Here is a 13,382-nt window from a genome sequence, read left to right on the forward strand (position 1 = left end):
ACGAGACAACCGCCTTCCAGCAAATCACCCCAGTCCCGTCCATCAGTTTCTCAAGAAACCCTAGAACGAAGCAGTTCGTCGCCAGCAGCGCCGCCGCCCTCGTCAGTGATCGGGCTTATAGACCCTAGCCTGCGAACTAGTCAACACGGCATTTTTAAAAAATAGAAAAATTCTACAAGCCATTGATATAAAACGGAATTTTTTCGGCTGTGGAAAACATGCCCTGCTCGGCGACTGAAGGAGGCATCCGTTCGGGCGAAAGCGCCGCGACGAAGCCCCTCCACTGCCGTGATATAGGCACGCGAATGATATTGCCCATTCCGGCAGCGCGCCCGATCGATGGCATTTGCGCGCTCTTGCCTTGGGTGGCCGCGTTTCGCTGAGGTCCACGCCTTCGCTGCGACCGGCCCTAAATTTGACTCGTCGGCGATAAATATGCACATCTCTCGCCCAGCTTTGCGTCACCATATGAAGGAACCGGACCGGAATTGGCATGCTGACGGACAAGATGATGCTCCGATCGCTCGGCGATGAGCCGCCAATCCTGGCTGACGGCAGACGCGCGCCTGATCGGCGTGAAGTATCGCTTCGCTGGCTCTCGGGCACCTTCCTCACCGGCATCACCTCGAGCGTGCTGATGGGCGTGGCTCTCTTTGCCGCCCTCGACGGACGCCAGCAGCTCGCCATACCCGCGGAGGCCTATGCGGCCGCAGACGCTGCCAGCAGCCGTGGCGGCAGCGAGGACACTACCGTCAGCCGCGGTGGACGCCTGGTGCCAAACGCCATTGCCGCCAAACCCTCCGACCGCAGTATCCTGGAAGTCTCGACCGTCGTGCGCGACGGCGAGAAGGAAGTCGTTCGCCGCCAGCCCTTCGCTCATGTGAAGATGGCGCTCGCCGCCAACCACGTCACCTCGGAAGACTATCCGGCCTTCGATCCTCTGGCCATCTTTTCGGCCGACGACAATATCCCGGCCGCCGTCAACCATACCGGCGCCCTCTACGGCTCGGACGTGGAATCCGAAGTCAGCCTCAAGACGATCCCCTTTCCGCTGAAGGACCAGCCTTTCCCCCTCGCCGGCTCGATGTCGCTGGACGAGGTCGAGGAAAACGTCCGCTCCAACGGCTCGATCCTGACGGACGGCAATACCCAGCTCTCGGCCCTCTACTATGTCGACCCGCGCCGCTTCGCCGCCGATGACAACGATGTCGATCTGACGGCCGGCCTTGCGGCCAAGATCGTCGAGGAGAACATGTCGGTCTCGGCGCCGGAGCAGGTGACATCGCAAATGCCCGAATATGCCGACGATATCATCCCCGTGCGCGAGCGGACGCCGATTTCCGATGCACTGGTCAGTGCCGGGTATCCTAAGTCCGACGCGTCAGACATTGCAGACCGGATCGAGCCGCTCTTCGGCTCTTCGACGCTTGATAGCGGCGACGTCCTGCGTATCGGCATCATTCAGAAAGGCGAACACGCGAGCATTATCCGCGCCAGCATCTATCGCGGCAGCAGACATCTGCTGACCATCGCGCAGGACGACGCCGGTAACTTCGTTGCCGGATCGGAGCCGCCGACGCTGGATGCGATCGCCACCGCCTTTGACAGTGATGCGCCACCGAGTTCGGTCGGCCGCGACCTGCCGCGTGTCTATGACGGCGTCTATCGTGCTGGGCTCAGCTACGGCATGACCAAGGAGATGATCGCCCAGATCGTCAAGCTGCTCGCCAGCAACGTCGACTTCCAGGCCCAGCTCAAGCCGACGGACAGTCTAGAGGCCTTTTTCTCCGTCACCGACAAGGATGGCAAGGCGACCGCCGACAGCGAGCTTCTGTACGTCAACGCCCGTTTTGGCGACACGGTCACCCGCTTCTATCGGTTCGAAGATCCGGATGACCATTCGATCGACTACTTCAACGAAGACGGCAAAAGCATCAGGCAGTTCCTGCTGCGAAATCCCGTTCCGAACGGCGTCTTTACTTCGGGCTTCGGCATGCGCCGTCACCCGATCCTCGGCTTTGCCCGCATGCACACCGGCGTCGACTGGGCAGCGCCCCGCGGCACACCGATCATCGCCGCCGGCAATGGCATCGTCGAAAAAGCCGGTTGGGACTCGGGCGGCTTCGGCAACCAGACCCTGATCCGCCACGCCAACGGCTACGTTTCCTCCTACAATCACCAGAGCGCCATCGCCAAGAACGTGGTCCCCGGCGCCAAGGTGGTCCAGGGCCAGGTCATCGGCTTTATCGGCGCGACCGGTCTCGCCAGCGGCGCGCATCTTCACTACGAGCTGATCGTCAACGGCACCAAGGTCGATCCGCTTCGCATACGCTTGCCGGGCGGCAAATCGCTGGACGGCGAGGCGCTGGCAAAATTCGAGCAGGAACGAACGCGCATCGACAGCCTTCTCAGCGACGAGAAGTCGAAGCAGGTTGCGAGCAAGCAGTAAAACCACCCGCGTCATGCTCGGGCCTGTCCCGAGCATCTACCACGCCTGATGTCGTCGCAAAACAGCAGATCCTCGGCACAAGGCCGAGGATGACGCCAATCAGCGAGCCTGGTTTTTCAACAGACGAATGGCGGCATCGAAGCCGCCATCCCCTTGGCCAAAGCCATTAGGCCGCTTCGCCGACCGCGTGACGTGGCCGGAACAGCAGGCGGTCGGAGCCGCTGGTGACTTTCACCACCGAATTTTCCGGCACCTGCCCCGAGAGGATCTGCTCTGCGAGCGGATCCTGCACGTATTTCTGGATCGCGCGCTTCAGCGGCCTCGCGCCGTAGACCGGATCATAGCCCTTGTTGGCAAGCCAGTTGCGGGCATCGTCATCAAGCTCGAGCGTGATCTTGCGTTCCGACAGCAGTGTGACCAGCCGCTTCAGCTGGATATCGACGATCGCGCCCATCTCCTCCCGCTTCAGGCGGTGGAAGAGGATGATCTCGTCTATCCGGTTAAGGAACTCCGGCCGGAAATGTTCGCGGACGTCGTTCATGACCAGTTCGCGAACCGCATCGCTGTCATCGTTTTCGCCAAGATTGGTCAGATATTTCGAGCCAAGGTTCGAGGTCATGATGATCATCGTGTTGCGGAAATCGACCGTGCGCCCCTGCCCGTCCGTCAACCGTCCGTCGTCCAGCACCTGGAGCAGGACGTTGAAGACGTCGGGATGGGCCTTTTCGATCTCGTCGAACAGCACGACCTGATAGGGCCGGCGGCGAACCGCTTCAGTCAGCGCCCCACCTTCCTCATATCCGACATATCCCGGAGGCGCACCGATCAGCCGGGCAACGGAGTGCTTCTCCATGTATTCCGACATATCCATGCGAACCATCGCGGTATCGTCGTCGAACAGGAACCGGGCCAGGGCCTTCGTCAGCTCCGTCTTGCCGACGCCGGTTGGCCCGAGGAAGATGAACGAGCCGATCGGCCTGTTCGGATCCTGCAGCCCGGCGCGGGCGCGGCGAACGGCCCGCGACACAGCCTGGACGGCGTCGCCCTGGCCGATCACGGATTTTGCCAACTCGTCTTCCATGCGCAGAAGCTTCTCCTTCTGGCCTTCGAGCATCTTCTCGACCGGGATGCCGGTCCAGCGCGAGACGATGTGGGCGATGTTGTCGGGGGTCACGACCTCCTGGACCATCGAATCACGTTTTCCGTCCTGCGCCTCGGAGGAGGCAAGTTCCTTCTCGAGCTTCGGGATCACCCCATAGGTGAGCTCGCCGGCGCGCTGGAATTCTCCCTTGCGCTGGGCGATCGCCAGTTCGTTTCGCGCGTCGTCGAGCTGTTTCTTCAGGTCGGCGGCAAGCCCGAGCTTCTGCTTTTCCGCCTGCCAGCGGGCGGTCAACGCGTCGGCTTCCTCTTCGAGACCGGTCAACTCGAGATCGAGCCGCTCCAGCCGATCGGCCGAAGCCTGATCGGTCTCCTTCTTCAGCGCTTCGCGTTCGATCTTCAGCTGGATGACGCGACGGTCGAGTTCGTCGAGCTCCTCCGGTTTGGAATCCACCTGCATGCGCAGGCGTGCCGCGGCTTCGTCCATCAGGTCGATGGCCTTGTCAGGCAGGAAACGGTCGGTGATATAGCGGTTCGACAAGGTCGCAGCCGCAACCAGCGCGGCATCGGCGATGCGCACCTTGTGATGCTGCTCGTATTTTTCCTTCAACCCACGCAGGATCGAGATCGTGTCCTCGACGGTCGGCTCGTTGACCATGACCGGCTGGAAACGCCGGGCGAGCGCCGGGTCCTTTTCCACATGCTTGCGGTATTCGTCGAGCGTCGTCGCGCCAACGCAGTGCAGCTCCCCGCGCGCAAGCGCCGGCTTCAGCAGGTTGGACGCGTCCATCGCGCCATCGCCCTTGCCCGCGCCGACCAGCGTGTGCATCTCGTCGATGAAGAGAATGATCTCGCCGTTTTCGGACTGCACTTCGTTGAGCACGGCCTTCAGCCGCTCCTCGAATTCACCGCGAAACTTTGCACCGGCAATCAGTGCGCCCATGTCGAGCGCCATGAGCTTCTTGTCTTTCAGCGATTCCGGCACGTCGCCGTTGACGATGCGCAGCGCCAGTCCCTCGACGATCGCCGTCTTGCCGACGCCGGGCTCGCCGATCAGAACGGGATTGTTCTTGGTGCGCCGCGAAAGGACCTGGATGGTGCGGCGGATTTCGTCATCGCGGCCGATCACGGGATCGAGCCTGCCTTCGCGGGCCTCGGCCGTCAGATCGCGGGCATATTTCTTCAAGGCTTCGAAGCCCTGTTCCGCGTTGGAACTGTCGGCTGTGCGGCCCTTTCGAATGTCGTTGATCACCTGATTGAGCGCAATCGGCGTGACGCCGGCGTTCTTCAGGGTCGTCGATGTCGACGCGCTCGATTCCATCGCCAGTGCCTGCAACAGGCGCTCGACGGTGACGAAGCTGTCGCCGGATTTCTTTGCCGCCTCTTCCGCCGTCGCGAAAACCTTCGCGAGTGGCTGTGAAAGATAGACCTGCCCGTTGCCGCCGGACACCTTCGGCATCTTGGCAAGAGCCGCGTCATTGGCGAAACGCGCCGCCTTGGCGTCGCCGCCCGCACGGTCGATCAGCGATGCTGCCATGCCCTGATCGTCGTCCAGAAGCACCTTGAGCACATGTTCGGGCGCGAATTGCTGGTGGCCTTGAGCCAGCGCATTGGTCTGTGCGGATTGCAGAAAACCGCGAACCCGCTCCGAGTATTTTTCGATATCCATATCGTACCTCCACGGATCGCTCCGCCCATTATGGCGCGGAACGATGATTGAGATCGAGCCCCCTGAAAAGGCTGGCCCCGCTTGTCCCGCATTAAGATTTGCGGCCAAGCAACTTCATCGCAGGATATGGGTCACGACTTTGAATGTTTAAAGAGCGCAAACAACGAAAAACCCCGGCCAGGCCGGGGTTTTTGATTGTTCATGGAACCAGGGCGCTAAGCCCGGAGGGAACTTATTCCGAGGTGACGTCGGCAAGGGCCGGTGGGCCGGAATCTTCGCCGCCTTTTTCAGCCCCGGCGTCATCGCCTTCGGCAGTCAGACGCAGCTGGCAAGACTTCCAGCCTTCCGTCATGCTCGGGCTTGTCCCGAGCATCTGCGATCGGATGAGCTACGGCAGATCCTCGGGACAAGCCCGAGGATGACGGCGAGCTGAGGAGCCGTGGTTTAAGCCAGTCTGACCCCGGAAGGACCGGGATTCTCACCTGCTCTATTCGGAAGTCACGTCGGCAAGGGCCGGTGGGCCGGAATCTTCGCCGCCTTTTTCAGCCCCGGCGTCATCGCCTTCGGCAGTCAGACGCGGCTGGCGACGCGGACGATTCGTCGGGTTTCTACGACGCGGCTGGCGAGGAGCAGAAGGGGTCTCTTCTCCAATCGCGACCTCTGCCGGAATCCCGTCGATAACAGGCTGCGGCCCGGTTCCATCAATCACTTCAGGAGCAGGTGCCGGAGCTGCGACCTGATGGTGCTGCTGTTGCCTCGGCTGTTGCTGCCTGGGCTCCTGGTGTCGGGGCTCCTGTTGTTGCCTCGGCTCATGCTGCTGCCTGGGCTCCTGCTGCTCACGCTGTTGTTGCGGCTGCGGCGGGTTGCGATAGGCAGGTTCCAGGGACATTGGCTGGTCGTCCATGTCTCCGCCGTCCATGTCATCCATATCGCGCTCGTTGCCGTCGCGATCGTTGAATTCCGGACGGTCGTCACGCTGGAAGCGTTCCTGCATCTGCGCCTGAGCGGCGGCAATGATGCGATAGTAGTGCTCAGCGTGCTGAAGATAGTTTTCCGCCATGACGCGGTCGCCGGAGCTGTGGGAATCCCGGGCAAGCGTCGAATATTTTTCGGCAATATGCTGCGCGGTTCCACGAATTTTAACGTCGGGACCGGAGCTGTCGTAGGTCCTGGTCAGCGGGTTTGAGCCCTTGCGGTTAAAATTGTTGTTATTGTTGCTGCTGTTGTTGCTGCTTCCGCCGCTGCCGCCGCCGTTGTTGCCACGCCCTCGACCGCGCTTGTTCTGCTGTCCTGGCCTCATAGATCCTTCACCTGAATTCTCTTGTTATGATGAATTTGCGCGGCACCTGCCGCCGTGGCCGGAAAACGCCGCGCCAAGGCCTGCGTGCCGCAAGCAAACTGGGACTATGCCCGTCTGCCGCTACACTACGTCAGATTAACTGAATCACGCATTGGGTTGTTTTCAACCTTCGACACTCTTTCAAGAGAGTGGACCCCGAGGCTTCCAAAGAAAGAACGAATCTCCATTCATCTCCGGCTGCCCAACGCGTGAGCGCAACCTATATCGCTTCCTCAGGAAATCCAAGCCTTTTCTTCGCTATGGCAACAAAGCCCGAAACGCGGCCGCCGTTTGCCATCTTTAGTCTTTCTGCTGAAACAACAGCGCCCTATCGTTATGACCATAGTCGCGGGCAGCTTCGATCAGGGTGAAACCCTGCTCTTCAAAGATTGCCGTTACCGCGACACGTTGATCGTAGCCGATCTCCACGCCGATAACACCGTCTTGATGCAAAAAACGACCCGCATCCACAGCGATTGCCCGGTATGCATCAAGGCCGTCTTGGCCGCCATCGAGTGCTGCTGAAGGATCAAACATCTTCACTTCTGGAGCGAGAGTGCTGATGACACTCGACTGTATATAGGGCGGATTTGAGACAATCACATGAAATCGACCGTGAATGGCCTCGAACCAGTTGCTTTCAACGGTTGCGAACCGATCTCCAAGGCCATTGCGCTCGGCGTTCGCCCTTGCGGTCTCAAGCGCCTCCTGCGAAATGTCGCTGCCCGTTCCGGTCGCCTGCGGGCATTCGCTCAGAAGCGCCAGGCAGATCGCACCGGTGCCGGTCCCGAGATCCAATATGTGGATACTCTCATGCATCGATGCAAGACGTCGCGCATGTTCGAGCACGCTGTCAACAAGGATTTCCGTATCGGGCCTCGGCTCCAGCGTTGCCGGGGACAGCCTGAGCGGCAGTCCGTAGAACTCGCGCTCCCCGAGGATGCGATGCACGGGTTCGTGCAAAAGGCGACGCTCGATAGCCGCTCGAACCGCCTGATCCTGCTCGTCCGCGACGGCCTCGTTGCCGCGCGTCACGAGATCGGTCGAAGACAGCCCGAGCAACCCCGAGATCAACACCCGTGCCTCGACGGCCGGATCATCAAGCCCAGCATCTTCAAACCGGTTGCGCGCGTCTTTCAAGAGCTCGGCGATCGTCCGGCTTGCGCCGCTCATTGCTGCGCGCCGAGCTGGGCCAGCTGGCTTGCCTGATAGTCGGCGAGCAGCGCATTGACCACCTCGTCAAGGTCGCCTTCCATCATCCGGTCGAGCTTGTAGAGCGTCAGGTTGATGCGGTGGTCGGTCATCCGTCCCTGCGGGAAATTATAGGTTCGTATCCGCTCTGACCGGTCGCCGGAGCCGACCTGGCTCTTGCGGTCGGCCGAGCGCTCGCTGTCGGCGCGCTGGCGCTCCATGTCGAACAGCCGCGAGCGCAGAACCTGCATCGCCTTGGCACGGTTCTGGTGCTGCGATTTCTCCGAGCTCGTCACAACGATGCCGGACGGCAGATGCGTGATGCGCACCGCCGAGTCCGTCGTGTTGACGTGCTGGCCGCCGGCGCCGGACGAGCGCATGGTATCGATGCGGATGTCTTCCTGGCGGATCTCGATGTCGATTTCCTCGGCTTCGGGCAGGACGGCGACGGTTGCCGCCGACGTATGGATGCGGCCGCTGGCTTCCGTATCGGGAACCCGCTGCACGCGATGAACCCCGGATTCGAACTTCAGCCGCGAGAACACGCCCTTGCCGGTGATCGTCGCGATGACTTCCTTGTAGCCGCCGGCGTCGCCGTCGCTGGCCGAGAGGATTTCCACCTTCCAGCCGTTAACAGACGCAAACCGCTCGTACATGCGGAAGAGATCGCCGGCAAACAGTGCCGCTTCGGAGCCGCCGGTGCCGGCGCGAATTTCAAGGATCGCGCTCTTCTCGTCGGCGGCATCCTTCGGCAACAGCAGGATCTGGATATCGGTCTCGAGCGTCTCGATACTTGCCTTGACCCCAGGCAGCTCCGTCTCGGCCAGATCCCGCATCTCGCGATCGACCGATTTGTCGGCGAGCATGGCTTCGAGGTCCGCCATTTCGGCAAGCGCCTTCTCGTAGTCGCGGATCTTCGCGACGACGGGCTGCAGTTCCGAATATTCCGATGCAAGCTTGACGTAGACATCAGCAGGCGGACCGGCCGACATGCGGGCCTCGATCTCGCCGAAGCGGCGCTCCAGCTCGCGCATCTTTTCAACGGGAAGTGTTGCCACCCTTCACTCCAATTCTTTTTATTGCTTCTGAATTCTTCTTGAGTTTTTCAGAGCGGAATATTGTGGCTCTCGGCAAACTCGACAAGGATTTCGCGCATCGATCTCGTCGAATGCGTATCGTCGAGCGCCTCTTCCATGACCTTGGAGAGCGCACCGACATCGAGCCCGAGCAGCATCGCCTTGACCGGGCCGATCGAGGCCGGCGACATCGACACCGAACGAAACCCGATGCCCATCAGCGCCATCGAGGAGATCGTCTTACCCGCCAGCTCGCCGCAGAGCGTCACCGGCGTCTTGTTTCTGGCGCCCGCCCGGACAATGTCGCGCAGGATGCGAAGGAACGGCCGGCCGAGCACGTCGAAGCGGTCGGAAACGCGGGCATTTCCCCGGTCGACCGCCATCGAGAACTGGAAGAGGTCGTTCGAGCCGACCGAGACGAAGTCGACCGCATCCATCAGCTCGTCGAGCTGCCACAACAGCGCCGGCACTTCCAGCATCGCGCCGAACTGCAGCTTGCGCGGCAGCGCATGGCCGAAGCGCGAGAGATGCTGCACTTCCTTCTGCAGCAGCTCGCGCACCGCCTTGATCTCGGAAACCTCCGTGACCATCGGCACCATCATCTTCAATTCGCCATCCGCCGACGCCTTGAGCATGGCGCGAAGCTGCGTCCGTAGCAGCCCCGGTCGATCGAGCGACAGCCGGATGGCCCGCCATCCGAGCGCCGGGTTCTCTTCCTCATGCCCCCTGAAATACGGCACCACCTTGTCGCCACCGATATCGAGCGTGCGGAAAGTGACGACGCGCCCGCCCGCCTGCTTTATGACATTGCGGTAGAAACTCTCCTGCTCCTCGGACTTCGGCATGGTCGAAGCGATCATGAACTGCAGCTCGGTGCGGAAGAGGCCGATGCCCTCCGCGCCGGATTCGGCAAGTTGCGGCAGGTCGACCAGCAGCCCGGCGTTCATCAGCAGCGAAATGCGCTGCCCGTCCTTGGTGACCGGCTCGACCGAGCGCAGCGCCCGGAATTGCTCCTGCCGACGGGCGCGAAACCGCACCTTCTCTTCATAGGAGCGCTGGTGATCCGCCATCGGCCGCAGGTGCACGTGCCCCTCGTCCCCGTCGATGATGACTGAATCGCCGTTTTCCGCCAGCGCCACGACGCCCGCCGCCTGGCCGACGACAGGAATACCCATCGCCCGCGCCACGATGACCACATGGCTGGTGACTGCACCCTCTTCGAGCACGAGCCCGCGAATATTGGCGCGCGGATAATCGAGCAGTTCGGCGGCGCCCATGGCGCGCGCAAAGATCACCGCGTCGTTCGGAAAGCCCTCGGCCGCGGTTTTCGCGGTATAGCCGGTCAGCTGGCGCAGCAATCGATTGGCCAGATCCTCGAAATCATGCATCCGCTCGCGAAGATAAGGATCGGTCAGGCGCATCATCCGCGCCTTGGTGTCGCTCTGCACCTTTTCGACGGCAGCTTCCGCCGTCAGGCCGTTGCGCACCGCTTCTTCAAGCTTGCGCACCCAGCCCTGGTCGTGGGCAAACATGCGGTAGGTCTCGAGAACGTCGCGATGCTCGCCCTCCATCGACACGTCGCGGCGCGACAGCATGTCGTCGATAGATATCCGCAGGCTCCCGAGCGCATCGGCGAGGCGCCGGATTTCCTTCTCGGTATCCTCGTTCAGAAGATTGGTGACGACGATGCGCGGCTCGTGCAGCACGACATAGCCGAGACCCACGCCGTCATTGTAGCTGTCGCCGTCGATGGTGACGGATCGGGTAAGATCGAGCTCGAGGCCCGGCTTCGTGAGCTTCTTCAGTTCGCCGGTGGCGATCATCTCGGCAAGTACCATTGCCGTCGTCTCGAGCGCCTCGAGCTCCTCGTCGCGATAGGTCCGGCTGGCCTTGTTCTGCACGACCAGAACGCCAAGCGAGCGCCCGGCCCGAAGAATCGGCACGCCGAGGAAGGAATGGAAAATCTCTTCGCCCGTTTCAGGCAGGTAGCGGAAAGCGGGATGCGACTGCGCATCGGACAGATTGAGCGGCTGGGCGGACGCGGCGATGGTGCCGACAAGGCCCTGCCCCATCTTCAATTGCGCAAGGTGGACGGCGTCCTTGTTCAAGCCCTCGGTGGCGTAGAGTTCGAGCACGCCGTCGGCGCGCAGCACGTAGGTCGAGCACACTTCCGCGACCATGTTGCTGGCGATCTGGCGAACGATCCGGTCAAGGCGCTCCTGCGGCTCGAGCGGCTCCGCCATCAGTTCGCGCAGCCGCTTGAGCAGAACGCGTGGACCGCCGGATAGGTCTCTCATTGCGTCACTACTCCCGAAATCAAGAAATCACGCCGGAGTGGGCAGGCCGAAACGATTGCCCGTTACGGTCTACATCGCCCGATGCTTATTCAACTCTTATCCAGACCGTAGCAGGAATGCAAAGTCCTGACTGCGAGTTCAGCATAAGCACCGTCGATAAGAATGGAAATCTTGATTTCCGAGGTGGTGATAGCTTTGATGTTGATGCCTTTTTCAGCAAGTGCACGGAAAGCGCTCGCAGCAACGCCGGCATGCGAACGCATCCCGATGCCGATGACGGAGACTTTGACCAGGCCCGATTCGTGCTGGATGACATCGTAGCCGATACCGCCCTTGTGCTCCGACAGCACCCGGATCGCCTTTTCGACGTCACCCGACGGCACGGTGAAGGTCATGTCGGTCTTCGACCCGTCCTCGGAGATGTTCTGGACGATCATGTCGACATTGATGTGGTTCTCGGCGAGCGGTCCGAAGATCGCAGCCGATACACCCGGCCGGTCCGCCAGGCGCCGGAGCGATATCTGGGCTTCATCCTTGGCATAGGCGATGCCGGTGACTACTTCCTGTTCCACGATTTCTTCCTCGTCACAAATCAGCGTTCCGGGCGGGTTCAAGAGGTCGCCCATGCCCGGCGCATCGGGGTCCTCGAATGATGAGCGCACGAAGGTGCGGACCTTGAAGACCATGGCAAGCTCGACCGAGCGCACCTGCAATACCTTGGCTCCGAGCGATGCCATTTCAAGCATTTCCTCGAAAGCGATTTTCTTCAGGCGCCGCGCCTTGGGCTCGATGCGCGGATCGGTCGTGTAGACGCCGTCGACATCGGTATAGATGTCGCAGCGATCGGCCTTGACGGCAGCAGCAATAGCCACCGCCGAAGTATCGGAACCACCACGCCCAAGCGTCGAAATCCGGTTATCAGGCCCGAGACCTTGAAAGCCGGCAACGACGGCAACCTGCCCCTCGCCCATCCGGCGGACGATCTCGTCGCCGTTGATCTCGAGGATGCGTGCCGCCCCATGGGCATTGTCGGTCTTGATCGGAATCTGCCAGCCCTGCCACGACCGCGCATTGATGCCGAGATGCTGCAGCGCAATCGCGAGCAGCCCCGAAGTCACCTGCTCGCCCGACGCAACGACGCTGTCATATTCACGCGCATCGTGCATCGGCGAGGCGTCGCGGGTCCAGCTGACGAGCTCGTTGGTCTTGCCGGACATTGCGGAAACGACGACCGCGACTTCATGGCCGGCATCGACCTCGCGTTTTACATGGCGGGCGACGTTGCGAATGCGGTCCATGTCTGCGACGGACGTGCCGCCGAATTTCATCACAATGCGTGCCATTAGCCTCTACCGGTACCCATGCTGGATGCTTCTTGCCCGAAGCGCCCGAAAACCTTATCGCTCGGTCTGCGTCGAGGCCGTGAAAACCATGGCTTTCACCATGCCCAAACATCCCGAAAACCAAAACGCCAATTTGCGGCGTCTCATAGCGAGTTTGTGAAGGCGAGGCAATGGGGATGCTGGCTGCCGTGCCCCTCCCAACGGGCTGTTCCGGTTCAGCCATTCGACCCTCGCCTGGAGACGCCCCTCTGTCGGCCCGGCCGACATCTCCCCCACAAGGGGGGAGATCAATCTGACGAGGGCGCGGCATCTGCCCCTTCTCCCCTCGGGGAGAAGTGCCGAGCACAGCGAGGCGATGAGGGGGCGGCACGGCGAGAGGCGCTTTGTTGAGATTCTGCGTTGATTAAGATAGCTCACGCCTGGAGACCCCCCTCTGTCGGCCGGGCCGACATCTCCCCCACAAGGGGGGAGATCAATATGCCGAGGGCGCGGCATCCTCCAATCTCCCCACCCGTGGGGGAGATGTCAGCGCAGCTGACAGAGGAGGGCGTTGTGGCTCCGTCCGTCAATCTTTTCAAGGGAATCACATCGCCGTTTTCCCCGCTCCCTCCGCCCGTGCCTATACTCTCCGCGTTCCACCCTCGGATACACCGGTCTGCGTTGCCGGCGAGGTGGGGCCGGTGCTTTCTGGGGTGGCCTTGACGCGGGGCGCTTCAGGATGGGTCCGCAGAAAACGATCCCCTCCCGCCTGAAACAGGGCGGGGCGTGCCCTGCATTGGCACATACGGGATGGCGACAACCGCGCCATCTCCCAGAGGATCTGCAGTTGCGGATAAAAACCACCGAACGGGGCACATCGAGTGTCACTTAAACTATTCAACACCCAGGGCATTCGATGTGTCCCGGCCGATCTCATTCTC

At 61.5% G+C, this 13,382-nt stretch carries 7 protein-coding genes; 1 reads left to right on the top strand and 6 read right to left on the bottom strand.

The window, feature by feature from the left end:
• The first annotated feature begins 493 nt into the window (after nt 1–493).
• A complete protein-coding gene (locus CPY51_RS24445) occupies nt 494–2,449 on the top strand; it encodes a M23 family metallopeptidase (protein WP_111162819.1) in 1,956 nt (651 codons plus the stop codon).
• 166 nt (nt 2,450–2,615) lie between these two features.
• On the opposite strand, the gene clpB is transcribed toward CPY51_RS24445, so the two are convergent.
• From clpB to CPY51_RS24480, 6 genes are all read right to left on the bottom strand, one after another.
• Nucleotides 2,616–5,216 (bottom strand): ATP-dependent chaperone ClpB, encoded by a 2,601-nt coding sequence (gene clpB, locus CPY51_RS24450; RefSeq protein ID WP_111162820.1) that lies wholly within the window; start codon nt 5,214–5,216, stop codon nt 2,616–2,618.
• Between the two features lie 487 nt (nt 5,217–5,703).
• Nucleotides 5,704–6,516, bottom strand: a complete 813-nt coding sequence (locus CPY51_RS24460) for a DUF4167 domain-containing protein (RefSeq protein ID WP_111162822.1) — start codon at nt 6,514–6,516, stop codon at nt 5,704–5,706.
• 339 nt (nt 6,517–6,855) lie between these two features.
• On the bottom strand, nt 6,856–7,728 hold the full coding sequence (prmC, locus tag CPY51_RS24465) for a peptide chain release factor N(5)-glutamine methyltransferase (protein ID WP_111162823.1): 873 nt from the start codon (nt 7,726–7,728) through the stop codon (nt 6,856–6,858).
• Nucleotides 7,725–8,804 (bottom strand): peptide chain release factor 1, encoded by a 1,080-nt coding sequence (gene prfA, locus CPY51_RS24470; RefSeq protein ID WP_111162824.1) that lies wholly within the window; start codon nt 8,802–8,804, stop codon nt 7,725–7,727. Before prfA ends, prmC begins: the two co-directional genes overlap by 4 nt.
• 47 nt (nt 8,805–8,851) lie before the next feature.
• Nucleotides 8,852–11,119, bottom strand: coding sequence for a phosphoenolpyruvate--protein phosphotransferase (gene ptsP / locus CPY51_RS24475; RefSeq protein ID WP_111162825.1), 2,268 nt, complete (start codon nt 11,117–11,119; stop codon nt 8,852–8,854).
• A gap of 89 nt (nt 11,120–11,208) precedes the next feature.
• Nucleotides 11,209–12,462 carry an aspartate kinase gene (locus CPY51_RS24480; RefSeq protein ID WP_111162826.1) on the bottom strand — a complete coding sequence of 418 codons (1,254 nt, stop codon included), beginning with the start codon at nt 12,460–12,462 and terminating at the stop codon, nt 11,209–11,211.
• Nucleotides 12,463–13,382 lie beyond the last annotated feature (920 nt).

The sequence above is a fragment of the Arminella tubonensis genome (genome assembly GCF_003240585.1).
GTDB lineage: Bacteria > Pseudomonadota > Alphaproteobacteria > Rhizobiales > Rhizobiaceae > Rhizobium > Rhizobium tubonense.

Excerpts from the sequence above, each read along its gene's own strand:
- CPY51_RS24445 (WP_111162819.1), top strand. The coding sequence starts at position 494 with ATGCTGACGGACAAGATGATGCTCCGATCGCTCGGCGATGAGCCGCCA.
- clpB (WP_111162820.1), bottom strand. The coding sequence starts at position 5,216 with ATGGATATCGAAAAATACTCGGAGCGGGTTCGCGGTTTTCTGCAATCC.
- CPY51_RS24460 (WP_111162822.1), bottom strand. The coding sequence starts at position 6,516 with ATGAGGCCAGGACAGCAGAACAAGCGCGGTCGAGGGCGTGGCAACAAC.
- prmC (WP_111162823.1), bottom strand. The coding sequence starts at position 7,728 with ATGAGCGGCGCAAGCCGGACGATCGCCGAGCTCTTGAAAGACGCGCGC.
- ptsP (WP_111162825.1), bottom strand. The coding sequence starts at position 11,119 with ATGAGAGACCTATCCGGCGGTCCACGCGTTCTGCTCAAGCGGCTGCGC.
- CPY51_RS24480 (WP_111162826.1), bottom strand. The coding sequence starts at position 12,462 with ATGGCACGCATTGTGATGAAATTCGGCGGCACGTCCGTCGCAGACATG.